Origin of the sequence: Pseudomonas sp. 8BK (genome assembly GCF_902506475.1) — a bacterium.
GTDB classification, from domain to species: Bacteria; Pseudomonadota; Gammaproteobacteria; order Pseudomonadales; family Pseudomonadaceae; genus Aquipseudomonas; species Aquipseudomonas anguilliseptica.
The window spans coordinates 1,238,055-1,261,477 of the sequence record NZ_LR733252.1; the positions used below are offsets into that span (position 1 = coordinate 1,238,055).

Sequence of the window (23,423 nt, forward strand, 5' to 3'; positions counted from 1 at the left end):
GACTGAGTCGTGTCTTTTAACCACTACTACCAGAGCGAACTCACCGCCCTGCGCCAACTCGGCAAGCGGTTTGCTGAGCGCAGCCCGGCGTTGGCGCCGTTTCTTGGGCAGAGCGGGCGTGACCCGGATGTCGAGCGACTGCTGGAAGGTTTTGCCTTTCTGACCGGGCGTCTGCGGCAGAAGCTTGATGACGAGTTGCCGGAGCTGACACATTCGCTGATGCATCTGCTGTGGCCGAACTATATGCGCCCGCTGCCGGCGTTCAGCATGTTGCAGTTCGACCCACTCAAACGGTCGGGCGGTGCCTTGCTGGTGCCACGCCATACGCCTGTGGAATCCAAGCCGATCCAGGGCGTGACCTGCCGTTTTCGCACCGCCTTTGCCACCGAGGTGCTACCACTGGCACTGAATGGCCTGGACTACTCGATCAAGGGCGCTGGTGCGATGCTCAGCCTGCGCCTCGGCATGACCGCTGATGGCCACCTTGGCGAACTCAACCTCAAGCAGTTGCGCCTACACCTGGCTGGCGAGCGCTATATCAGCCAGCTGTTGTACCTCAGCCTGTTGCGCCACCTTGGCGGTATACAGCTGGTGCTGCTCGATGCCGCGGGCAAACCACTGCAGGACACCCTCGGCCGTCCATTGGATGCCCTGAGCCTACCCAGCAGCAATGTCCAACCTGTCGGTTTTGCCGAAGATCAGGCGCTGATCCCCTACCCGCTGAATACCTTCCGCGGCTATCGCTACCTGCAGGAATACTTCGCTTTCCAGGACAAGTTCCTGTTTGTCGACCTGCTCGGCCTGGATGCGCTCAAGCGCGTGCCCGAAGACGTGCTCAAACAGGCGCGCGGCATCGAACTGCGTTTTGATATCCACAAGGCCGGCGTGCAACGTATCCGCCCGACCCTGGATAACGTGCGCCTGTACTGCACACCGGTGGTCAACCTGTTCGCCCACGACGCCATCCCGATTCGCCTCGACGGCAAGCAGGATCAATACCTGCTGCTGCCATCGGAACTCGACTCCGAGCATTGCGGGGTGTTCTCGGTGGATCGCGTCACCGGCTGGAAGCCTGGCGGCAAGGGTTACGAAGAGTACGTGCCGTTCGAATCCTTCGAGCATGACGCCAGCTTCGACGTGCCCCTGGCGCGCCCGCACTACAGCGTGCGCCAGCAACCGTCGCTACTGGGCGACGGCCTGGAAACCTACCTGAGCTTCGGCCTACGCAACCTTGATCAGCATGAAACCCTGTCCATCGAGCTGACCTGCACCAACCAGAACCTGCCGCGTCAGCTGGGCCTCGGTGATATCTGCATGCCCTGCGAGGACACCCCGGAGTTTCTCACCTTCCGCAATATCAGCGCAGTCACGCCGAGTTACGCGCCGCCGTTACACCGCGACTTTCTCTGGAAACTGATCAGCAACATGTCGCTGAACTACCTGTCGCTGGCCAACGTCGAGGCGCTCAAGGTAATTCTCGAAACCTACGACCTGCCGCGCTACTACGACCAGCACGCGGAGAAGGTCAGCAAGCGCCTGCTCGACGGCCTGAAAAGCATCAGCCACCAGCACGTCGACCGACTGCATCGCGGCCTGCCGGTGCGCGGTGTACGTACGCAATTGACGATCAACCCCGAGGGTTATGTCGGCGAGGGTGACCTGTTTCTCTTCGCCACCGTACTCAATGAATTTTTCGCCCTGTATGCCAGCTTGAACTCGTACCACGAGCTGCGCGTACAGAGCACACAGGGAGAGGTGTACCAATGGACGCCGCGCATGGGGCTACAGCCCCTGCTCTAAACCGGCTTAGCCGGGGCATCCGCGAGTACAGCCTGTTTCAGGGTGTGCAGCTGGTGCTGGAACGCTTGCACGCCGCTCATCCTGAACTGGATGAAGAAGCGCTGTATCAGCGACTGGAACTGCAGGCCAACCCGAGCATGGGGTTCCCCGGTAGCGATATTGATCGCGTGCAGTTCTTTGAAGAGCACGGCGAGCTGCGCGCGCGCCTGCGCATCAACCTGGTCAGCCTGTTTGGTGCTGGCTCACCCCTGCCGGCGTTCTACGCTGAGCAAGCGCTGGGGGACAGTGAAGATGGCAACCCAACCCGCGACTTCCTCGACCTGTTCAACAACCGCCTGCAGCGTCTGCTGCTGCCAACCTGGCAGAAATACCGCTACCACACCCGCTTTCAAAGCGGCGCGGTCGACGCGTTCTCCGCACACCTGTTTGCCCTGATCGGCTTAGGCGGGGAAACCATTCGCCAGGCCAAGGAGCTGAACTGGAAGCGCCTGCTGCCTTATCTGGGCCTGCTCAGTCTGCGTGCCCACTCGGCGGCGCTGATCGAGTCGGTGCTGCGTTACTACTTCAAGCATGCCGACCTGCATATCGAGCAGTGCCTGGAGCGTCAGGTGGAAATCCTCGGTGAGCAGCGCAACCGCCTCGGCCTGGCCAACAGCCAACTGGGTGAAAGCCTGGTGCTCGGCGAGTTCGTGCGTGACCGCGGCGGCAAGTTCCGCATCCATGTACGCCAGCTGAACTGGGATCGCTTCCATGAATTTCTGCCCATCGGCAGCGGCTACCAACCGCTCTGCGCGCTGGTGCGCTTCACCCTGCGCGACCCGCTGGATTACGACATCCGCCTGGAACTGCGCCAGGACGAAATACGCGAATTGCGCCTCGGCGCGGACAACCCCTGCCTGCTGGGCTGGACCACTTGGCTGGGGCGTGACAACGCCGACGGCGTGGTCACCCTCGGCAGCAAAGCTCATTAAGGATTGATGAAGATGATCAACGTCGATTTACAACAACTGGTGCAAGCCCTCGACGCGGCCAGCAAACATGACCTGGAATGCGCCGCCGAGCGCTGCGTGGTTCGCGGCGGCAGCAAGATTCTCGTCGAAGATCTGCTGCTCGGCCTGCTTGAGCGCCCGGAAGGCTTGCTGCCCCGCGCCCTGCAGGATGCCGAAGTGGACGCCGGCGAGCTGGCCCGCGCCCTACAACCGCGTGGCGAACACAGTGAGTCGCGCAACCCGGTATTTGCCACCGAATTGGTGCAATGGCTGCAGGATGCTCTGCTGGTCGCCAGCCTGGAGCTCGGCCAGAGCCAGGTTGATGAAGCCGCGCTGATCCTCGCCCTGCTGCGCAACCCAATGCGCTATGCCGGCAGCCATTACCAACCCTTGCTAGCCAAGCTGAATGCCGAGCGCCTGCGCGAATTCGCCCTGGCCCAGCAGCCGCAAACTGCCGTCGGCAAACCCGCAAATAGTGGCGAGTCAAACCTCTCGCGCTTTACCCACAACTTCACCCAGCAGGCCCGTGACGGCAAGCTCGACCCGGTGCTGTGCCGCGACGGCGCGATCCGCCAGATGATCGACATCCTCGCCCGCCGCCGTAAAAGCAACCCGATCGTGGTCGGTGAAGCCGGTGTCGGCAAGACCGCCATCGTCGAAGGCCTGGCCCTGCGCATCGCCGCTGGTGAGGTACCCGCCGCGCTCAAGGGTGTCGAACTGCTGTGCCTGGACCTCGGCCTGCTGCAAGCCGGCGCCAGTGTCAAAGGCGAGTTCGAACGCCGCCTGCAAGGCGTGATCGATGAGGTCAAAGGCTCGCCCAAGCCGATCATCCTGTTTATCGATGAAGCCCACACCCTGATCGGTGCCGGCGGTCAGGCCGGCAGCGGCGACGCGGCCAACCTGCTCAAGCCTGCCCTGGCGCGTGGCGAGCTGCGCACCATCGCCGCCACCACCTGGAGCGAATACAAAAAGTACTTCGAGAAGGACCCGGCCCTGGCTCGGCGCTTCCAGCCCGTGCAACTGCACGAACCAACAGTCGAAGAGGCCGTGACCATCCTCCGCGGCCTGGCTCCGGTGTATGAGAAGAGCCACGGCATCTATCTGCGTGACGACGCCGTAGTCGCCGCCGCCGAACTGTCGGCGCGCTACCTGGCTGGCCGCCAGCTGCCAGACAAGGCCGTCGATGTACTCGACACCGCCTGCGCCCGCGTGCGCATCAGCCTGGCCGCTGCACCGGAGGCACTGGAGCGTCTGCGCGGTGAAATTGCCGAAGGCGAACGGCAGAGCGAAGCCATGGGCCGCGACAAACAAGCCGGTTTGCAGATCGACAGCGAAATCCTCGAACAGCTCGAAGCGCGCCTGAGCCAGGCCCGCGCTGAACTTGAGCAGATCGAAACCCGCTGGTCGGTGCAGCGCGAACTGGCCGAACGTCTGCTGGAATTGCGCAAGCAGTGCGCCAGCCTGCGCCAGAACCCGAGCGAAGCCGAAGCCAAACCTGAAGACAACGACGACCAGGCCGTGCCGCTGGAGCAATTGGAAGACGAACTGCGCGCCGTGCAAGCCGAGCTGGCCAGTACTCAGGTGAATGAGCGCCTGGTCAGTTTCGAAGTCTGCCCGCGCCTGGTGGCCGAAGTGATCAGCCACTGGACCGGCGTGCCGCTGAGCCAGCTGGCCCGCGAGCACAACAGCAAAGTGCTGACTTTCGCCCGCGACCTCGGCCTGCGCGTGCGCGGTCAGGAGCAAGCCATCGCCGCCCTGGACCGTTCGATGCGTGCCACCGCCGCTGGCCTCAATCGCGCCGATGCACCGGTCGGCGTGTTTCTGCTGGTCGGCCCCAGCGGCGTCGGCAAGACCGAAACCGCCCTGGCCCTGGCCGATCTGCTGTACGGCGGCGAGCGCTTCCTTACCACCATCAACATGTCCGAATTCCAGGAGAAGCACACCGTCTCCCGCCTGATCGGCGCACCGCCCGGCTACGTCGGCTACGGCGAAGGCGGCATGCTCACCGAAGCCGTGCGGCAGAAGCCCTACTCGGTGGTGCTGCTCGATGAAGTGGAAAAAGCCGACCCGGACGTGATGAACGTCTTCTATCAGATCTTTGACAAGGGCGTGGCCAACGACGGCGAAGGTCGCGAGATCAACTTCCGCAACACGCTGATCCTGATGACCAGCAACCTGGCCAGCGAGCGGATCGCCAGCCTCTGCCAGGGCGGCCAGCGCCCGGATGCGGAAGACCTTGAACAAGCGATTCGCCCGACCCTGACCCAGCACTTCAAGCCGGCACTGCTCGGCCGCATGCGCGTGGTGCCGTACTACCCGATCAACGGCGAAGTGCTCAACGAACTGGTCGGCCTCAAGCTGGAGCGCTTCGCTGAGCGCCTGCAACGTCGCCAATTGCAGTTCAGCTACGCGCCTGCCCTGTTGGAGAATCTGGCAGAGCGCTGCAGCCACAGCGACAGCGGCGCACGCCTGATCGATCACCTGATTGACCAACACCTGCAACCGCTGGTGGTCGACCGCCTGCTCGACGCCATGGCCAACGGCGAAAGCCTGCAACGCGTACACGCCACCCTGGACGGCGAAGGATCGGTGGTCTGTGAGTTCGCTTAACGTGTCGCTGATGTTCAGTCAGGTGCCGCAGCCGCTGCGCTATGCCGAAGCGCTGTTGCAACGCTTCGCCACGCTGGCGCGCGCGTCCACTAGCGACGCTCTGCTCGGCGGCCTGGTGGAAAGTGCCGCACAGCTGTCCGGCAGCGAACTGAGCCAGCTGTACCTGCTCGACGACACCCACACACGCCTGACGCTGTCCGCCGAATGGCAGGACGGCCTGTTGCAACCGCGTGCGGATGCCAGCCTGTCCAGCGACTACGACGGCGAACATCTGCTGCAGTACTGCCTGTGCCAGAACCAGACGCTGAGCCTCAATGAGCTGGACCGCAACCTGCACCAGACCGGCTTCCTCCCCGAGGCGCAACAGCCTTGGCGCAGCTTGCTGTGCCAACCGCTTCTGGATGAGCAGAAAGGCGTCACCGGCCTGTTGCTGATTGCCAGCCAGCGCTCGCGGGAGCTGCAAGGCTTTGCCGACTCGCTTGGCCAGCTGGGCAGTTTTGTGGTCGCCCAACTGCACCTGCTGCAACGCCTGCGCGCTCCGAGCGACGAGCAGCCGGTCGCTGTGGTCAGTACGCCCTGCGCCAGCGGCTATGGCCTGATTGGCGACAGCCCAGCGATGCGCAGCGTCTATCAGCTGATCAGCAAAGTGCTGCACAACCCTGTCAGCGTATTGCTGGCGGGTGAAACCGGCACCGGTAAGGAGCTAGTCGCCCGCGCGATTCACGATTGCGGCTTCCGCCGCAGCAAAGCCTTTGTGGTGCAGAACTGCGCGTCGCTGCCAGAGAACCTGCTGGAAAGTGAACTGTTCGGCTACCGCAAAGGCGCGTTCAGCGGCGCCGACCGCGACCATCAGGGCCTGTTCGATGCGGCCAATGGCGGCACGCTGTTCCTCGATGAAATCGGCGATATGCCGCTGAGCCTGCAAGCCAAACTGCTGCGCGTCTTGCAGGAAGGCGAAGTGCGCCCGCTCGGCTCAACCAGCACGCACAAAGTCGACGTGCGCATCGTCTCGGCCACTCACCACAACCTGCGCAGCCTGGTCGAAGAAGGTCGCTTCCGTGAAGACCTGTTCTACCGCTTGGCGCAGTTCCCTATCGAGCTGCCGGCCCTGCGCGAACGTGAGCAAGACATCCTCACCCTGGCACGGCACTTTGCCGACAAGGCAAGCGCCTTCCTGCAACGCAACCCTTGCCGTTGGGCCGACCGCACACTGGACCAACTGGCCAGTTACGCCTTCCCCGGTAACGTGCGTGAACTCAAAGGCATGGTCGAACGTGCGGTGCTGCTGTGCGAAGGCGGCGAGCTACTGCCCGAGTACTTCAACCTGCGTCAGGACAGCAGCCCGGATGACAGTGGTATGAACCTGCGCGAACGCATGGAGCGTGTCGAGCGCAGCCTGCTGCTCGATTGCCTGCGCAAAAACCGTGGCAACCAGACCAGCGCCGCCTGCGAACTGGGCCTGCCGCGCCGCACCCTGCTGTACCGCATGCAGCGGCTGAGTATCAGCCCGGCTGACGTGTAAGGCTTAAGGAGAAGAGCATGTTCAACGCCGCCAATCAGAGTTACGTCAATCCCGTCAGCGCTGTGCTTGTCCAGCCGCAACGTGGTCATGTAGGAGTCTTCGCGTGAAACCTACTCCAGCGAACGCAACCGCTCTCGGCGAACATTTCTATCTGTTCCAGAAGTCCTCTGGGCAGCCAAGCAAGAAACTGATCATCACCAGCCATGGCGCTTACATGCCTGGTATGCACTTGAACGTGCCCGCCAACACCTCGCTGGTGTTTTATGGCCCGGACGGTAAAACTCTGCAAGACCCCGGCCTGGGCAAGGTGATGCGCGGTGAAATCGCGCCTCACGAACAGAAAGGACCGGGGGAATCCACACGGAACTACCTGGTTTCCAAGTACAGCGACGACCAGTACTCGAGCATTGCCTACGGTGCCAAGCTCGAAGGCGTCGACATCCTCACCGTGCGTAATCGCAAAACTCCGACCCTGTTGTTGCAGAACAGCACCATCGCGCTGAGCGATGTATTCAGCGAGTTGAGCAAACACGGCCTGCAGTACGACGAAATCCACTGTGTGTTTTGCCGTAATTTTCTTTTTCACCCCAAGCCCGCAACCCATATTGCTCCGGCCGCGACGACCCAGCCGCCGACTGAGGCTGTTACAGCCAATGCCAGAAGTAGTGCGGTATCGGCCTCCGCAGTCGTTCGCGCCTTGACCGGCAACGCCGCCAACCTTGCCACAAGCCTGGCGCCAAACCGCTTTACCCTGGCCATCGACGGTCTCGGCCACGATCTGCAAGTACTTGAATTTAAAGGCCGCGAGGCCATCAGCCAACCCTTTGCATTCGAACTCGAGCTGATCAGTGAACGCCCTGACCTGGATCTGGAAAGCCTGCTACATCAGCCCGCCTTCCTAGAGTTCACAGCCGATGGCGGCGGCATTCATGGCCTGATCTACCGCATCGCCCAAGGCGACTCCGGGCACCGTATAACCCGCTACCACGTCACCCTGCGCCCGCAACTGGCGTACCTGGCGCACCGCATCAACCAACGTATTTTCCAGCACCTGACGGTGGAAAAAATCATCAGCCAGGTGCTCGAAGAACATGGCATCCAGAGCAACGCCTATAAGTTCGAGTTCGGCCAGACCGTCTACCCAGAACGCGAATACTGCGTGCAGTACGACGAGTCCGACCTGCACTTTATCCAGCGCCTGTGCGAGGAAGAAGGCATTCATTACCACTTCCAGCACAGCGAGCAAGGCCATGTACTGGTCTTCGGTGATGACCAAACCGTCTTCCCCAAACTGGCGCCAACGGCCTACCAGCAGGACACAGGCCTGGTGGCCGATGAGCCGGTGGTCAAGCGCTTCGCCTTACGCCTGGAAACCCGCACCAGCCGCGTCACCCGCCGCGACTACAACTTCGAAAAACCCAAACTGTTGATGGAAGCAGCTTTTACCAGTGAGTTCAGCCCCGACCTGGAAGACTACGATTACCCCGGCCGCTTTGTTGAGCGTGAACGTGGCAAGCACCTGGCCAAACGCAACCTCGAACGTCATCGCAGCGATTACGAATTAGCCCAGGGTGAAAGCGACCAGCCGCTGCTTGTCAGCGGCCACTTTCTCAACCTCAGCGACCACCCGCGCAGCGACTGGAACCAGCTGTGGCTGCTGACGGAAATCCACCACGAGGGCAAACAGCCGCAGGTGCTGGAAGAGTCCGTCACCAGCGACACCCAAGCCAGCGACGGCTTCCAACAGGGCTACCGCAACCGCTTCAGTGCCACACCCTGGGACGTGCTGCACCGCCCCGCACTTAAGCATGCAAAGCCCAAAGTTCTAGGCAGCCAGACGGCCGTAGTCACGGGGCCCGCCGGTGAAGAAATCCACTGCGACCAATACGGTCGGGTCAAAGTGCAATTCCACTGGGACCGTGAAGGCCAAGCCAATGACACCACCAGTTGCTGGTTGCGCGTCAGCTCCAGCTGGGCTGGCGACCGCTATGGCGCTATCGCTATTCCGCGTATCGGCATGGAAGTGCTGGTGACCTTCCTCGAAGGCGATCCTGATCACCCCCTTGTCACCGGCTGCCTGTACCACGCCGCACATGTAGTGCCCTACGAACTGCCTGCCAACAAAACTCGCAGCCTGTTTAAGGCCCTCAGCAGCCCTGGCGGCGGTGGCTACAACGAACTGCGTATCGAAGATAAAAAAGGTGCCGAACAGATCTACATCCACGCCGAGCGCGACTGGGATGAAAACATCGAGCACGACCAGAAAATCCGCATCGGCAACGAGCGCCACGACACGGTCGAAGCCAACAGCTACAGCGAATTCCAGGCCGAAGAACACCGCACCACCCACGCCGACCGCAAAGTGGAAACCCGCAGCAACGACCACCTAACCGTCGGGCAAAAACAGCATGTGAAAGTCGGCACCGGCCAATTCGTCGAAGCCGGCAACGAAATCCACTACTACGCCGGCAGCAAAGTGGTGATCGACGCCGGTATGGAACTCACCGCCAGCGGCGGCGGCAGCTTCCTCAAACTCGACCCCAGCGGCGTCACCCTCAGCGGCGCAACCATCAAGATGAACTCCGGCGGCGCACCGGGCGTGGGCACTGGGATCGGCATTGTGCTGCCGATTATTCCGGGGGCGGCGGATGCGGATAAGGCTGGGGAGCTACTGCAACCGATAGCCCCAGGGGCCTTTATCCTCAGTACTCACCGCAGTCAGCCGCTCATTTCACGTTGTGGCAAGCAAAGTAACGGCGCCTGTAGCCGTAAGGATTGCCCATGCATACGTGGCTAACAACGCTTGAAGACCTGCCCCAGTCCACACCTGAAGAGTGGCACGCAGAGGGTCAGGTGTACTTCATCCTAGATCGGGTGCTCCACCCCCAAGCACTGGAAAAGCTCTATCAGGCAGAAGGCGCTATCGAAACTCGCATGCTCTTCCAGAGCAGCGATTATGCAGCCTTAATCGATAGCAGCCCTGTCTGGATTTCGGCCCAAGCCAATAGTCAGGTCGAGAGTCTTGCCGCTCAGCTTTGCCATGACCGACTGTCTGGCATAGCCATCCAGTCCAACCAAACGGCAGAGGATGCCTTCAGTCATGCGCAATCGCTGCTGACCGTAAACAGCACGACCCACGGCGAAAGCCTCTGCCGGTTTTACGACCCTCGGCTGTGGAGCGCACTGGCTTTATCGTTTGACGAAAATAACCAAGCAAACCTCTTCGGCCCATGGAGCCGAGTGTTTACACCCGGCAACGCGCTTATCGGTTCAGAGAACTCTTGGCTGCAATGGCAACGCCCACAAACAACGCAAGCTGCCACCACTCAACAACTGACGCTGGGGAGCCATGAACTGCAGCTGCACCAAGAAGTCCGTTGGCTCTATTGGTTGTCACACCACACAACAGCATTTGCAAACCCGCTTAGCCAAGCGGAAATCCGCAGAGTTATCGATAACCTGCAACTGCTGAGCACTCACGGAGTCGATGAGGCTAGGCACTTACAACGCTTGTTACTGCTGCTGAATAAACAGCCGCTGCAGGAGCAAGACACAACTATGTCGATTCTGCGCAGTGATCTGCCCCTACTCCAGAAACTCGAAAAATTGGAAACGCTGACATGACAGGAACGTCCACTTCCCCAGCGAACAGCTGCAAAGCCAACCCAATTCCCTTGCCGCAGATCGCCCGCGGAATAACGGCCGACCAAAGCGTGTTCTCCGACGACGCAGCCCCAGCATGCTCACCGAAAGCCTTTGCCGATATCGCCTATGTCACCGGCCAACGCAAATTCTGGTTGCTACCTGAGCGCTTGCAAACGCTACTGATCGAGTGCTCCAACGAACTAAGTGCCTCAGCCGTGCTGAAGGATCGCGATGCGCGCAACCAAGCCCTTGCCCAGCATGGTCTGCATGAACCGTTTATCCCAATCGATGCGTATGTTTTCCTCAGCCCAGAAGACCAGCAGCACTATGACGCCATCGAAGAAGAGATACGCAGCCTAAAAGAACAGATTGCAGCCGATGAACCGCGCGTGTTGCAGCGTTACGATGCGGCCGAGCAAAAAGTGCTGAGCCAACGCGGCATTAACGCCCAGAAACCCTACCTGGCAGAACTCAGAGACGCGCGCGCCGAGTTACACAGCGCACTACGTGATCGCCGTGAACGTCTGCGCAAGCTGCACCTTAAGCGCGGCAAGCTGCGCAGCAAAGGCTACAGCATCGCCAAGGGCGTCGGTTTTCATATCGAAAACGAGAAAATGTACGGCCTGCGTGAAGTTCAAGTGCGCGAAGCGCTGCAGGCCTACAACAGCTTTATGGCGAAAGTCAGGGGTATCGACTTCACTGAATACAACCGCCTCACCAATGAGTATCAGCCTGTCTGGGATGTACTCAACGCCTACCGCAAGGTCATTGAGTCGTGCCAGAGCGGCGCACTGGATTGCCAGGCACTGGAAGACTTTCGCGCGCGCTACGACTACCTCGTCGAGTACCGCCTAGGTGGCTATATCGAGCCCATCATCGCCCTTGCGAACCTAGGTATCGCGACACCAGAGTTCGCCCTGTGTAGCAATAGCGATATGGCCAGCGGCCTGAAGGAATACAAGGATTACCTTGAGGCCTACAAGAAGAAGCAAGAGGCCATAAACGACGCCGAAGAACGCTTCGATAGATTCGTCAAAGCCACAGGTGGCTACTCACCGCCCCCCTCCGAACTATTAAGTAAACAGCGGGCAAAAATTGCCGAGCTACAGCCCATTCTCGACCGGCTACGACAGCAAGCGGATGCCAACATGCAGCGCATGCGTCCAACGCGTCAGTTGCTGTGGGACACCCACAGCTACGAAATGCGCCATCAGGACAGTGTCTGTAATGACGACATCCCCTTACGCGAGTTCTCCCTTGCCTCCATAACGCGTCCACTGGCCCACCTCAGCCTGTATGACCTGGCCAACAAAAGTGACCCTGAACTGGCCGCGACCCTTAAAAAGGATCACGCACGCACCGCACGCTTCGCCTCACTCTATCGAGCCGACCCGGACGCCATCTTTTCTGCGTTTCTTGAACGCCAGGGCGCGATCCCTCTTGAAGAACAAGACCCAAGATGGTTCGACAAGAACGGCCTGTTTATCGCCGATGATTTCTTTAACTACCTGCAAGAAAGTGGCTGGCAGGTAAAAAGCCTGGAAAGCCAGGCAGCAACCTGGGGCAAGAAGCTCTTACAAATGATTTTCGAGGACTCGACCCGGCAACAACTGCGGCTGTTCGACACCTCCTATCAAGCCCAGTTTGTCCGCCTGTTGGGGATGGATGCCAGCGAAGTCAACGTTAACGCGATTGTCCGCACGGCATCACCGCAAGTAATACCCGCCGCCGAGTTGGATGCACTCACCACCCGCACGGAGTGGATGGAAACCTCCTCATCTGTTGAGGCATCCGGCATCGACGACTCCCCGAAGATTCTCAAGGAGCGCACCCTGGCATCCGCCGCCCTCGGCATGACCGTCGATATTGGCCGCGGCGAAGTCGACTTGGTGAACATCGAAATACCTAAAAAAGCTGAAGCCTCTGCCATCACGTTGCGTTTCAACACACCAGAGGGCACCGAAGCCAGCCAACCCATCGGGCATTTCTACCTGAGCTATAGCGTGGTCGCCTGGGGGTTTGCCGGAGTCAGCCTGATGCTCGCCCGCGAGGTCGTGCTGGAAGTTGATAACAATGGTCGCCCTAGCATCAGCGGAGTGGATTTCGGCCAGCGCGAAGGACAAGCCGCCAGCATCAAACTGTTTGCCGGCGCGCAGGTTGGCTGCACCATCAAAGGTGGCCTGCACTGGAAGCCGCCACTGGATGCGTTAATCCTCAGCCCAAACTTGGATGACAAGAAAGAAGCCAGCTGGCAAACACTTAGCGCATTTATGGCAGAGGGCTCCCTGGGGGTCGGCATTGGCCGTGAGTTCGACTTCCGTGTGGGGCTTATTGGCGGCAAGCTGATGTTCAGCATTAAGGCCTCAGTGTTCTTCGGCCCAGGTGCCAAAGGCGCCTACAGCTTCGAGCTGGACTACCAAGGCATTAAACAACTGCTGATGCTGTATCGCCGGGTGCTGATGCGTAACAACTTCCGCCGTATCGACTGGATCGATGAAAACGCCTTTAACTACCTCAGCAAAATAACCTTGTTCGGCACCCTTACCCTGGCCAACGTCTCCGAATTTAGTGCGTTACTGGCAACCAAACTCGACTCACTGATTGATGAAGTGGTCGGCAACCCCAGTAAACGCGCCGGGCAAATCGCCTACACCCTGGTCAACGAAATTAACCGTGAAGCCGTAGGCCAATGGTTCCTAGGTATGCCCCCGGAAACGCTGGGGCCGTTGCTTTATACGCTGAGCAGCGAGCCCCGTGGTTTCAATATACAGAGTGATGGGCAAACTGAACCCGATACATATTCGACCCAGCAAGCAAGTGACTTCCAGCAAATCGCCATCGCTCGCTGCTTGGAGTGGACAGCCGGTAACGCTAGCGGAAAGCGCTTTAGTGAACTTGACCCAAACCCGGCACAAGTACTCTTTCAAAAAGCGCTTGAGCGGATGAGTATTGATGCGAGCCACTCTGATGACAAACTTGTGGAGGCTAAAGAAAATTTATCCGCACTAGAAGAATTTATGCGTAACCCCGGTAAAAGCTTGGAAGCATTAACCAGCCAAGCCAATTTCAAACAGTTAAAAACAGCACTAACACTTCACCTAAAAACTTCATTCGACATACTTAAGACAAATAGAGACCGAAATGCGCCATAAACTTTTCCGGCTCATAATGCTAAGCGCAATTTGCTTATCAGCGATCGCCGCCCAAGAAAACGCCGACTTAAGTAGAGGTTTCACGTTATACAACCAACACGACTGGATTAACTCACAAGAGCCGCTTAGAAATGCAGCTAAAACCGGAAACAGTGAAGCGCAGTATTATTTAGCGGAAATCTTGAGACTTTCTAATCGCTATATGACGGAAGAGTCTCAGCAATGGTATGAAGCTGCAGCCGAACAGAACGACCTCTTTGCGATGATACGCCTTTCAAAGAGCGATGATCTCTGCGCGGCACTACAAGTCAGCTGTAAAAAAGATCGAGCCTATTGGAAGAGTAGGGCCAAAGACCTAGCACAGGAACAGGCACAGAGCGGAAATAATGTAGCTATGCATGCCCTCTACTATCTAACGGGCGACAGAGACTGGTTAAAAAAGGCTGCAGACGCCGGCAATCATGAAGCTGGATATTTTCTCGCTGACTTAATACTGAGCGAAACGAGGACACAAGAAACAGGAAAAACGAAATTAACCCGTGAGGGCGAAAAAATTCTCAGAAAGTCAGCAGAGGAAGGCAACCCCAAAGCTATGTCGCTTCTTTCGTTAAGACTAAATAGAGCAGGAAACTATATTGAATCGAAAAAATGGTTAGAGAAGTGTTTATTAACCAGTCATGCCGATTGTGTGTTAGCACTAGAAACAATTCACAAAGGCCGAACTGACATATATCAAAACCCCGAGTACACGCCCAATAAGGCTATGGCGTATGGCTTACTACTTTTCAGGCGAGATGCGCTAGGTAAAGCAAAGACTAGCTGGATACTCGACACATTCGAAGACGAACTAACTGCCGAGCAAAAGGCTGAGGGCGAAAAGTTTTTCCATGAATGGAAGAAAACTCATCCACCACTTTCATTCCACGTCCCCAAGCTTGGCTTTTAATATCTAATCTGTTGATGGCAAAGCAATATTAATAAAGCATTAATGCATGTTTTTATTAATAACGGACTACCAGCAACAAACAACGGAAGTTTGGCCACTTAAAATCTGATCAATTTCAAGCCGACAAGCAAAACTGAGGCTTAAACAGCGGGGTCAAGGAATGGAGCACGACGCTCAAATGACAAATAGCCATTGGTTTACCACTGATCTCGCTCACCGGGTTGGTAAGCCTGCAAACACAGGAGGTGCAGCGGTGAAGATCAACACAAGCACTGCGGTCACAGCTCCCATTTTCTGGCGCTCATCCACCATTTTTATGAACCAGGTCACCTGACAAGGCTCTGTCTTGCATTTCAATGCCCGCCCACAAGCAGCACTTTGCCACTACAGCGGTGACTACCGTTGCCATTCACGCTTTCAAGGAGGAAATCCGCGTGCCTAAACGCTATTACGCCCTCGTTCTTCTCGCAGCCCTGAGCCTCTCTGCCTGCAGCGGCAATTACAAGTTCAGCGACGACGAATACCGCCCCCTGGGCGAACCGCAAGCAGTGAAACGCGGCAACTGACCGCAAGGAGTTAACAACCATGGAACTGGTCTTCGATGTGGTCAGTGCACAGCAGTTCGTGCCAGGTCTATTGACCACCAAAACCTTCAAGCAGGCCGGCGGCATTATTGGTCGGGCGGAGGAATGCGACTGGGTGATCCCGGATCGCAAGCGCGTGTTGTCCAGCCGGCATGCCGAGGTGAGCTATCGCAATGGCTCCTTCTTCCTGACCGATACCAGCAGCAACGGTATTCAGCTGAAAGACAGTGGCGCCAGCCTGCGCAAGGGCGAGGCCCAGCGTATCGAGCACGGCAGCGTGTATTGCTTCGGTGACTTTGAGCTGCGCGCGCGGCTGATTCAGGACCCGGCGCTGTTCGCCGGCGATATCGGCCGCTCGCAGCCTGCTGGCAGCATCATCCCGGACGATGCCTTTCTTGATCTTGACCCTATGACTGCGCTCGATCAGCAGGAGCGTGTGTACGCCCAAGTTGATGACCTGACGGCCGTGTTGCAGCCGCACAACGTGCATGCCCAGCAACGCGACTACGCGCAGATCGATGAAGAGAACCTGCTGGTGCCGGAGCTGATTGCACCGCCGGTAATCACGCAGCCCAAGCCCGCGCCGGAACCGGTGCGTCTGCCTTTGAGCTTCTGGGAAAAATTCGGCGAAGCACTCGGGGTCAAGCTGGATGACCTCGACGATGACGCCCGCGAAGCGCTGGCGCTGAATGCCGCCAAGCTACTCAAGCAGAGCGTCGGCAGCCTGCAACAGAGCCTGCGCACCCGCAGCGAACTGAAAAACGAGCTGCGCCTGGCCCTGACCACGGTGCAGAGCGCCGGCAACAACCCACTCAAACACACCGCAGACAGCAGTGAAGCGCTGAGCGCGCTGCTGCGTGGCGGCAAGGCTGGGCAACTGAGCGCCGAGCAAACCATCAGTCGCAGTTTCCGGGATTTGCAGGCGCACCAGGTGGCACTGCTCGCCGCCAGCCGCGCGGCGGTCAAAGGCATGTTCGAGCAACTGTCGCCGGAACAGCTGAGCCTGCGTTTCGAGCGCGAAGGGCGTAAGCCGCTGATCGCCACCGCGGGTAGCCGCTGGCGTGCCTACCGCCGCCTGCACAGCGCGCTGGAACAGAACGACGACTGGAGCGACCGCCTGTTCGCCCGCGACTTTGCCCGCACCTATGAAGAGCAGGTTCGCCTGATCGCCACTCTTAACAACGACGTTCAAGGATGATTTCCATGTACCGCTTGCTCCCCCTGGCCCTATTGGCCGCCCTGCTCGGCCTGACCGGCTGCGCCGCACTGTCGCCCTATTCGGACATGACCAAACTCGACCTGACCCTGAACGGCCGGGACGAACTCAACCCGGACCTCAATGGCCGCCCTTCACCGATCGTCCTGCGCCTGGTCGAGCTGAAGCACCCGGTGTCGTTTGAAACGGCCGATTTCTTTTCGCTGTATCAGCGCCCGAAAGAAGCCCTGTCGCCGGACATGGTGGTGCTCGAAGAGCTGGAGCTGCGTCCTGGCGAGCAGCGCAAACTGAAACTCTCGGTACAGCCTGGCAGCCGCTATGTCGGTGTATTAGCCGCTTACCGCGACCTACCAGAAAGCAACTGGCGCACAGTGATTGTGTTGCAGGAAAAAGAGCACAACTACAGCGTGCTGACGCTGGATGCCAAAGGCATCCAAGCCCCGGATAAAGCCAACAAGGACGAGGATTAAGCCATGGCCATGCATAAAGTGGTCTGGCAGGAAGGTATGTTGCTGCGCCCGCAGCACTTCCAGCAGAACGACCGTTACTACGATTACCAGCTGAAAACCCGCACGCAGAAACTCGACAGCTACGCCTGGGGCTTTTTCGAGCTGGAGATCGACCGCCAGTTCCTCAACATGGGCAAACTGGTGGTGAGCAAGGCCAGCGGCATCCTGCCCGACGGCACCCTGTTCGATATCGGTGCCGAGCGCGAGCCACTGGCCCTCGACGTGCCACCGAATACCGGCAACACCCCGGTGTACCTGGCCCTGCCATTGGTCACCGGCAACCATATCGAGAGCCGCCGCCCGGAACAGCAGGACGTACTGGCACGTTTCACCGCATTCGATGAAGAAGTGGCCGATTCCAACGCCGGCGACAGCGCGTCGAGCCAAGTCAGCTGCGGCCGCCCGGATTTCCGCCTGCTGCTGGGTGAACACCAGAGCGACCAGGCCTACGTCAAACTGCAACTGTGCGACGTGCTCGACACCACCCCGGACGGGGTGATCAGCATTGATCCAGAGTTCATCCCCACCTACGTCAACTTCCAGGCCTCCGGCTACCTGCTCAGCTGCTTGAAGGAAGTGATCAGCATGCTCGCCCACCGCGGTGACATCCTCGCCGAGCGGATTCGCGCCACCGGCAAGGTCGGCGGTGCGGAAGTCGGCGACTTCATGATGCTGCAGCTGATCAACCGCTTCGAGCCGGTGCTGCGGCATTACCTGGGCATCGAACAGGTGCACCCGGAGCAGATCTACCGCGAGCTGCTCGGCCTGCTCGGCGAGCTGGCGACCTTCTCCAGCGAGATCAAACGCCCGCGCCTGGAAGGCCGTTACCTGCACAGCGATCAGGGCACCAGTTTCCGCAAGCTGATGGATGCGATTCGCCAAGTGCTGTCGATGGTGCTGGAGCAGCACGCTATCGAAATGCTCCTGCAACAGCGTCAGTACGGCATTCAAGTGTCGCCGCTGCACGACCACAAGTTGCTCGCCACCTCCACCTTCGTCCTCGCGGCCAGCGCCCAGTGCGACTCGGAAGAGCTGCGTAACCGCCTGCCGGCGCACCTCAAGGTCGGCCCAGTGGAGCAGATCCGCCAACTGGTCAACCTGCACCTGCCGGGGATCAAGGTCAAACCGATGCCCGTGGCGCCACGGCAGATTCCCTTCCATTCGGGCAAAACCTACTTCGCCCTGGAACTGGGCTCCGAAGACCTGGCGCAACTGGAACGCTCCGGCGGCTTCGCTTTCCACGTGTCCGGCGAGTTCTCCGGGCTTGAGATGAAATTCTGGGCGATCAGGAACTGACGATGACTACCAAGGAAATGGAATACGGCCAGGACGACAAAACCGTCATCCTCAACCGTAAAGGTGATGCCCCAGCGCACAGCCCGCTGACCGATTTTGCCGCACCGCCGAAGTTCGAACAGCTGGAAGAGCGGATGATCTACGCCGCACGTCTGCGCCCGGCCGAGAGCTTCAATATCAGCCTCAATCCGCTGGTGGCTGCCGCCGCCAACCTGCTCTCGGAAGTCGTGCGGCTCAAGCACAGCTTCGACAGTGAAGACATGCATGCGCTCAACCAACGTCTGTCCAGCGCCATCAAGCTGTTCGAGCACCGCGCCCTGCATGAGGGTGCGGAAAGCAGCCAGGTGATGGCCGCCCGTTACGTGCTCTGCACCGTGGTCGATGAAGCCGTGGTGACCACGCCGTGGGGCAATGAGAGTACGTGGTCGCAGATGAGCCTGCTGTCGAGCTTCCACAACGAGACCTTCGGTGGTGAGAAGTTCTTCCAGCTGCTTGAGCGCCTGTCGCGCAACCCGGTCAAGCACCTGCCGATGCTTGAGCTGATGTACCTGTGTTTGTCGCTCGGTTTCGAGGGCAAATACCGCGTTCTGCCACGCGGCATGCTCGAACTGGAAGCGGTGCGCGACAGCCTCTATCGGCAGATCCGCCAGATGCGCGGCGACGTACCGCGCGAAGTCTCGCCGCACTGGCAGGGCCTGAAAGACACCCGCCGACGCCTAGTGCGCATCGTGCCGTGGTGGCTGGTGGCACTGTTCACAGTGGTTTGCCTGGTAGTGATGTATGGCGGTTTTGCCTGGGTACTGGGCGAGCAACGCGAAACAATTTTGCAGCCATACGAGCAACTTGACCCGTCCGCGGGTGTATTCATGGATGAGACGAAATGAAGAGTTTCTTCGGCAAGTTAGCCGCTTTTTTCCGCAAGACCTGGGTCTGGAGCCTGTGCCTGGTACTGGTGCTGGCCCTGCTGGTGTGGTTCGTCGGCCCGCTGCTGGCGGTCAATGATTACAAGTTCTGGGAATCGGCCACCAGCCGCTTGCTGAGCATCAGCCTGCTGTTCCTGATCTGGGGCCTGGCCATGGTGTTCGCCAGCTGGAAGGCCACCGCCCGCAAGAAGGCCGAAGAGGATGACGCCGACGCCCAAGAGCGCCTGCGCCGTGAAGGCCTGATCAATGAAGAACAGATGGAGTTGCGCCATCGCTTCAAGCAGGCGCTGCATACCCTGAAACGCTCCAGCCTGTACCGTGGCCGCAGCGAAAAATGGCGCAGTGAATTGCCCTGGTACATGCTGCTCGGCCCACAAGGCAGCGGTAAAACCAGCCTGCTGGACTTCTCCGGCCTGGACTTCCCACTCAACCGTGGTGACCAGCAACGCCTGACCAAGGACGTATCCGGCACGCGCTACGCCGACTGGTACTTTGCCGACCACGCCGTGTTGATCGACACCGCCGGGCGCTACCTGACCCAGCCTGACCCGGCCATCGACGGCCGCGCCTGGGAAACCCTGCTCGGCCTGCTGCGCAAACGCCGCGCGCGCCCGCTCAATGGCGTGCTGGTGAATATCCCCGTCGAGTACCTGCAAGGCGGCAGCGAAGTCGAACTGGAAAACCTCGCGCGTCAGACTCGTCAGCGTTTGCAGGATATTCATCAGCGCCTTGGCGCCAACGTGCCGGTGTACCTGGTACTGAGCAAGGCCGACAAGGTGCTGGGCTTCGATGAGTTCTTCGATCAGCTGTCACGTGAAGAAAGCGATCAGGTGCTCGGCGCCAGCTTCCGCAAGGAGCAGAACGCCACCGATGTACAGGTAATCCGTCAGGAATTCGAAGAGCTGCTGCGCCGCCTCAACAGCCAGGTGATCCTGCGCATGCACCAGGAGCGCGACACCCAGCGCCGTGGCCGCATCCTCGATTTCCCGCACCAACTCGGCCTGCTGGGCGAGCGTCTGTGCCTGTTCAGCGAGCTGGCGTTCAGCGGCAACCGTTATCAGCGCGCCAGCCAGCTGCGTGGTTTCTACCTGACCAGCGCACCGGAACTGAATGACCAACTCGATGCAAGCACCAGCAGCATTGGTCGCAACCTAGGCCTCTCCAGCAGCGCCCTGCCGACCTTCCGCAGCGGCCGCGCACGCTTTATCAATCATGTGCTCAACCGCGTGATCTTCCCCGAGGCCGACCTGGCCGGGCTGGATCAAAAAGAAGTGCGTCGTATCGACTGGGGCCAGCGCGCCATGTACGCCACGGCCCTGGTCGTGCTCGGTGTGTTTGGTGTGGTCTGGGCCAATGGTTTTTCCGGTAACCACGGCCGCCTGGAACAACTGCGCGATCTCGCTCAGCAACTGACTCAGCAACACGAGAGCCTGAGTGCGCAAGACGATGCATTGCGCACTCTCAAGGCGCTGGATCACAGCTACGCCGCCACTCAGGTGTTCCCACCGGTGGATCAAGCCTCCTATCTGCAACGCGGTGGTTTGTATCAGGGTGAAAAAACCGACCCGACCGTTCAGCGGGCCTACCGTGGCGAGTTGGAAAACCTGCTGCTAAGCCGTGTTGGCCGTCAGCTGGAAGCCCAGGTTCGCGCCAACCTCAATGACCGTGAGCGCCTGCTCAACAGCCTGCGCGCTTACCTCATGCTCAACCTCGAGGAGCGCCGCGACAAAGCCTTCCTGCAAGAGTGGCTGGCAGCCGATTGGTCGCTGCGTTATGCCGGCAACAGCGTCGGTCAGCGCGGCCTCAACGAGCACTTTGACCGCCTGCTGTCCGAGTCGTTTACGCCCTACTCGCTCAACGCGCCACTGGTCGCCGAAGCGCGCAAGATCCTGCGCAGCGAATCGCTGGCCAATGTGGTGTATCGCATGCTCCGCGACCAGGCCCGCAGCCTGCCGGAGTACCGTCTGAGCCAGAGGCTCGGTCCACAAGCCGGGGTATTTGTCGGCAGCGACTACGCCATTCCAGGCTTCTATACCCAGGCTGGCTACCAGAAAACCTTTACCGCCAAGGGTGCCGACCTGGTACGCGAACTGCTGCGCGATAACTGGGTACTGGGCGACAGCGACACCCTCAGCAGCAGCGACCTCAGCCGCCTGTTGGTGGAGATGGAACAGCTGTACTTCCGCGATTACGCCAACTACTGGGGTGAGGCCATCGCGCAGCTGTCGCTGGACCCGATCGGCAGCGCCAATCAGGGCGCTCTGCAGCTTTCCAGCCTCACTGCGGCCAACTCACCGCTGCTGCAGCTGTTGGTCGAAGTGCGTGACAACACCCGTTTCAAAGGCATGGCCGAAGCGGCGGATGATGCTGGCGCGGCAGCCGACACCCTGAAAGGCGCCAAGGGCAAGCTGGGTAAGGTTGCCAAACTGGCCGGTGCTGCCGCCGAACAGGCGCAGGCTGCCCTAGTGAAAAACCTGCCGGACACCGCGCGCAAAACCCTGGAGCGCCGCTTCGAACCGCTGCACCGCCTGCTTGATGAAAATGGCGGTGCCGGGGCTGAGCTGGCGGCCAGCATGCAAGCGCTGGATGCCTTGCAACTGCAACTGGCCAGCCTGGCCCACGCCAGCGCACCGGAGCAGGCTGCGTTCGAGCTGGCCAAGGCGCGCATGGGCGGCCAGCGTGATGCGATCAACCAGGTACGCAGCAGTGCCGCGCGCCTGCCGCAACCGGTTGGTAATTGGCTCGGCCTGCTCGCCGAAGACAGCTGGATGCTGGTGCTCAACGACGCCTACCACTACCTCAACCAACGCTATAAGAGCGAGCTCTATGCCGCTTACGATGGCTCGTTGAAGCAGCGTTATCCGTTCAGCGCGCACAGCGAAAGCGATGTGGCGATTGCCGACTTCCGCGAGTTCTTCAAGGCTCAGGGTATTGCCGAGCGCTTCTTCGACAGCTATCTCAAGCCCTTCGTCAGTGGCACCGCCGGCCAGTATCAACTGCGCCGCATGGATGGCCGTGGCCTGCCGCTGTCGCGCGAGTTCCTGTTGCAGATGAGCCATGCGCAAACTATCCGCCGCAGCTTCTTTGCCGAGAATCCCAACGAGCCGAAAGTGCTGTTCAAGCTCGAGCCCTACTCGCTGGATTCCAGCCTGGGCCGCGCCGATTTCCGTTTCGGCAACCAGCAGATGGAATACCGCCACGGACCTATCGTGCAGACCGCCTTCAGCTGGCCGACCGAGGCCAATGAAGGACGCACCAGCCTGGTTGTGGAAGAGCTCGGTGGACGCAAGGTGGGGATCGAGAAGAACACCGGCCCCTGGTCGCTGTTCCGTCTGCTCGACCTGATGAGCGTGGACTACCACAGTGGTCGTGACGTGCTGATGCTCAAGGCCGACCTGGGTGGCTTGCGTGCTAACTACCTGTTGCACAGCCAGCGCTCGCCGAACCCGTTTGACCTCGACCAGCTGCGCAGCTTCAAACTGCCGGCCACGCTCTGATGCAGGAGGTTGCCAACCTCTGGCGCAGCGCTGCGCGCACCGACAACGGCAAGGTGCGGGCGCGCAACGAAGATGCCTTTCTGGCCCTGCCAGAGCAGGGCCTGTGGGTGGTTGCCGACGGCATGGGCGGGCACCAGAACGGTGCCCTGGCCAGCCGCTTGATTGTCGAGCAGTTGGCCGAGCCGAGCGCAGGCGATTTGCCGCAACGTCTGGATGAACTGCGCAAGCGCCTGCACTCACTGAACCGGCGTCTCGGTCAGGAGCTGACGGTTACCGCCGCCCATCCCGACCCGGTGATCGGCAGCACGGTAGTGGCGCTGTTGATCGAAGGCGACCGTGCCGCCTGCGTATGGGCCGGAGACAGCCGCTGCTACCTGTGGCGCGGCAGTCGGCTGTATCAGCTCAGCCGCGATCACTCGCTGCTGCAGCAACTGATCGATGAACAGCAACTGAGCCCCAGTGAAGCTGCTCGGCATCCGGCGGCGCACGCGCTGACCCGCGCCATCGGTGCCAGTGACGAGCTGAAGCTGGAAATTCTCGAACTGGATGTGCTGCCTGGCGATGCCTTTCTGCTGTGCAGCGATGGCCTGTACCAAGGCGTGTCCGTCGACGACCTCGGCGCAGCGCTAAACCTGCCGTCACCGCAACTCACACTGAACCGCTTGTTCCAGCAGGCCCTCGACGGCCCGGCGCGGGACAACCTGAGTGCGGTGGTGATTCGCCGATGAGGGCTC

At 59.9% G+C, this 23,423-nt stretch carries 15 protein-coding genes and 1 pseudogene; all 16 read left to right on the top strand.

Going from position 1 to position 23,423, the window contains the following annotated elements:
- Positions 1 to 9: 9 nt before the first annotated feature.
- The 16 genes and pseudogenes from tssF (at position 10) to ACIN8IBEIGE_RS05705 (ending at position 23,417) form a co-directional block, all read left to right on the top strand.
- Positions 10 to 1,800 (top strand): type VI secretion system baseplate subunit TssF, encoded by a 1,791-nt coding sequence (tssF, locus tag ACIN8IBEIGE_RS05635; RefSeq protein ID WP_160013785.1) that lies wholly within the window; start codon positions 10 to 12, stop codon positions 1,798 to 1,800.
- Entirely contained in the window at positions 1,764 to 2,771 is a 1,008-nt protein-coding gene (gene tssG, locus ACIN8IBEIGE_RS05640) for a type VI secretion system baseplate subunit TssG (RefSeq protein ID WP_160013786.1), read from the top strand. The genes tssF and tssG overlap by 37 nt, the downstream gene beginning before the upstream one ends.
- Positions 2,772 to 2,777: 6 nt before the next feature.
- On the top strand, positions 2,778 to 5,399 hold the full coding sequence (gene tssH, locus ACIN8IBEIGE_RS05645; protein ID WP_178124331.1) for a type VI secretion system ATPase TssH: 2,622 nt from the start codon (positions 2,778 to 2,780) through the stop codon (positions 5,397 to 5,399).
- 10 nt (positions 5,400 to 5,409) lie between these two features.
- Positions 5,410 to 6,921 (top strand): sigma-54-dependent Fis family transcriptional regulator, encoded by a 1,512-nt coding sequence (locus ACIN8IBEIGE_RS05650; RefSeq protein WP_160016314.1) that lies wholly within the window; start codon positions 5,410 to 5,412, stop codon positions 6,919 to 6,921.
- A gap of 103 nt (positions 6,922 to 7,024) precedes the next feature.
- Positions 7,025 to 7,483 (top strand): annotated as a pseudogene (locus tag ACIN8IBEIGE_RS21125) (putative adhesin); the annotation flags it as partial.
- A gap of 168 nt (positions 7,484 to 7,651) precedes the next feature.
- A complete protein-coding gene (locus ACIN8IBEIGE_RS05655; protein ID WP_160016315.1) occupies positions 7,652 to 9,718 on the top strand; it encodes a type VI secretion system tip protein VgrG in 2,067 nt (688 codons plus the stop codon).
- On the top strand, positions 9,703 to 10,545 hold the full coding sequence (locus tag ACIN8IBEIGE_RS05660; RefSeq protein WP_160013788.1) for a DUF4123 domain-containing protein: 843 nt from the start codon (positions 9,703 to 9,705) through the stop codon (positions 10,543 to 10,545). Before ACIN8IBEIGE_RS05655 ends, ACIN8IBEIGE_RS05660 begins: the two co-directional genes overlap by 16 nt.
- On the top strand, positions 10,542 to 13,718 hold the full coding sequence (locus ACIN8IBEIGE_RS05665) for a hypothetical protein (protein WP_160013789.1): 3,177 nt from the start codon (positions 10,542 to 10,544) through the stop codon (positions 13,716 to 13,718). The genes ACIN8IBEIGE_RS05660 and ACIN8IBEIGE_RS05665 overlap by 4 nt, the downstream gene beginning before the upstream one ends.
- On the top strand, positions 13,708 to 14,664 hold the full coding sequence (locus ACIN8IBEIGE_RS05670; RefSeq protein ID WP_160013790.1) for a tetratricopeptide repeat protein: 957 nt from the start codon (positions 13,708 to 13,710) through the stop codon (positions 14,662 to 14,664). Before ACIN8IBEIGE_RS05665 ends, ACIN8IBEIGE_RS05670 begins: the two co-directional genes overlap by 11 nt.
- A gap of 434 nt (positions 14,665 to 15,098) precedes the next feature.
- On the top strand, positions 15,099 to 15,230 hold the full coding sequence (locus ACIN8IBEIGE_RS05675; RefSeq protein WP_160016316.1) for a type VI secretion protein: 132 nt from the start codon (positions 15,099 to 15,101) through the stop codon (positions 15,228 to 15,230).
- Positions 15,231 to 15,249: 19 nt separating this feature from the next.
- Positions 15,250 to 16,446 (top strand): type VI secretion system-associated FHA domain protein TagH, encoded by a 1,197-nt coding sequence (tagH, locus tag ACIN8IBEIGE_RS05680; RefSeq protein WP_160013791.1) that lies wholly within the window; start codon positions 15,250 to 15,252, stop codon positions 16,444 to 16,446.
- A gap of 5 nt (positions 16,447 to 16,451) precedes the next feature.
- On the top strand, positions 16,452 to 16,934 hold the full coding sequence (gene tssJ / locus ACIN8IBEIGE_RS05685; protein WP_160013792.1) for a type VI secretion system lipoprotein TssJ: 483 nt from the start codon (positions 16,452 to 16,454) through the stop codon (positions 16,932 to 16,934).
- 3 nt (positions 16,935 to 16,937) lie between these two features.
- Entirely contained in the window at positions 16,938 to 18,269 is a 1,332-nt protein-coding gene (gene tssK, locus ACIN8IBEIGE_RS05690) for a type VI secretion system baseplate subunit TssK (protein WP_090240817.1), read from the top strand.
- Positions 18,270 to 18,271: 2 nt separating this feature from the next.
- On the top strand, positions 18,272 to 19,153 hold the full coding sequence (gene icmH, locus ACIN8IBEIGE_RS05695; protein ID WP_090379577.1) for a type IVB secretion system protein IcmH/DotU: 882 nt from the start codon (positions 18,272 to 18,274) through the stop codon (positions 19,151 to 19,153).
- Positions 19,150 to 22,689 carry a type VI secretion system membrane subunit TssM gene (gene tssM, locus ACIN8IBEIGE_RS05700; protein WP_160013793.1) on the top strand — a complete coding sequence of 1,180 codons (3,540 nt, stop codon included), beginning with the start codon at positions 19,150 to 19,152 and terminating at the stop codon, positions 22,687 to 22,689. Before icmH ends, tssM begins: the two co-directional genes overlap by 4 nt.
- Complete coding sequence (locus ACIN8IBEIGE_RS05705; RefSeq protein ID WP_160013794.1) at positions 22,689 to 23,417, top strand: PP2C family serine/threonine-protein phosphatase; 729 nt, start codon at positions 22,689 to 22,691, stop codon at positions 23,415 to 23,417. Before tssM ends, ACIN8IBEIGE_RS05705 begins: the two co-directional genes overlap by 1 nt.
- Positions 23,418 to 23,423 lie beyond the last annotated feature (6 nt).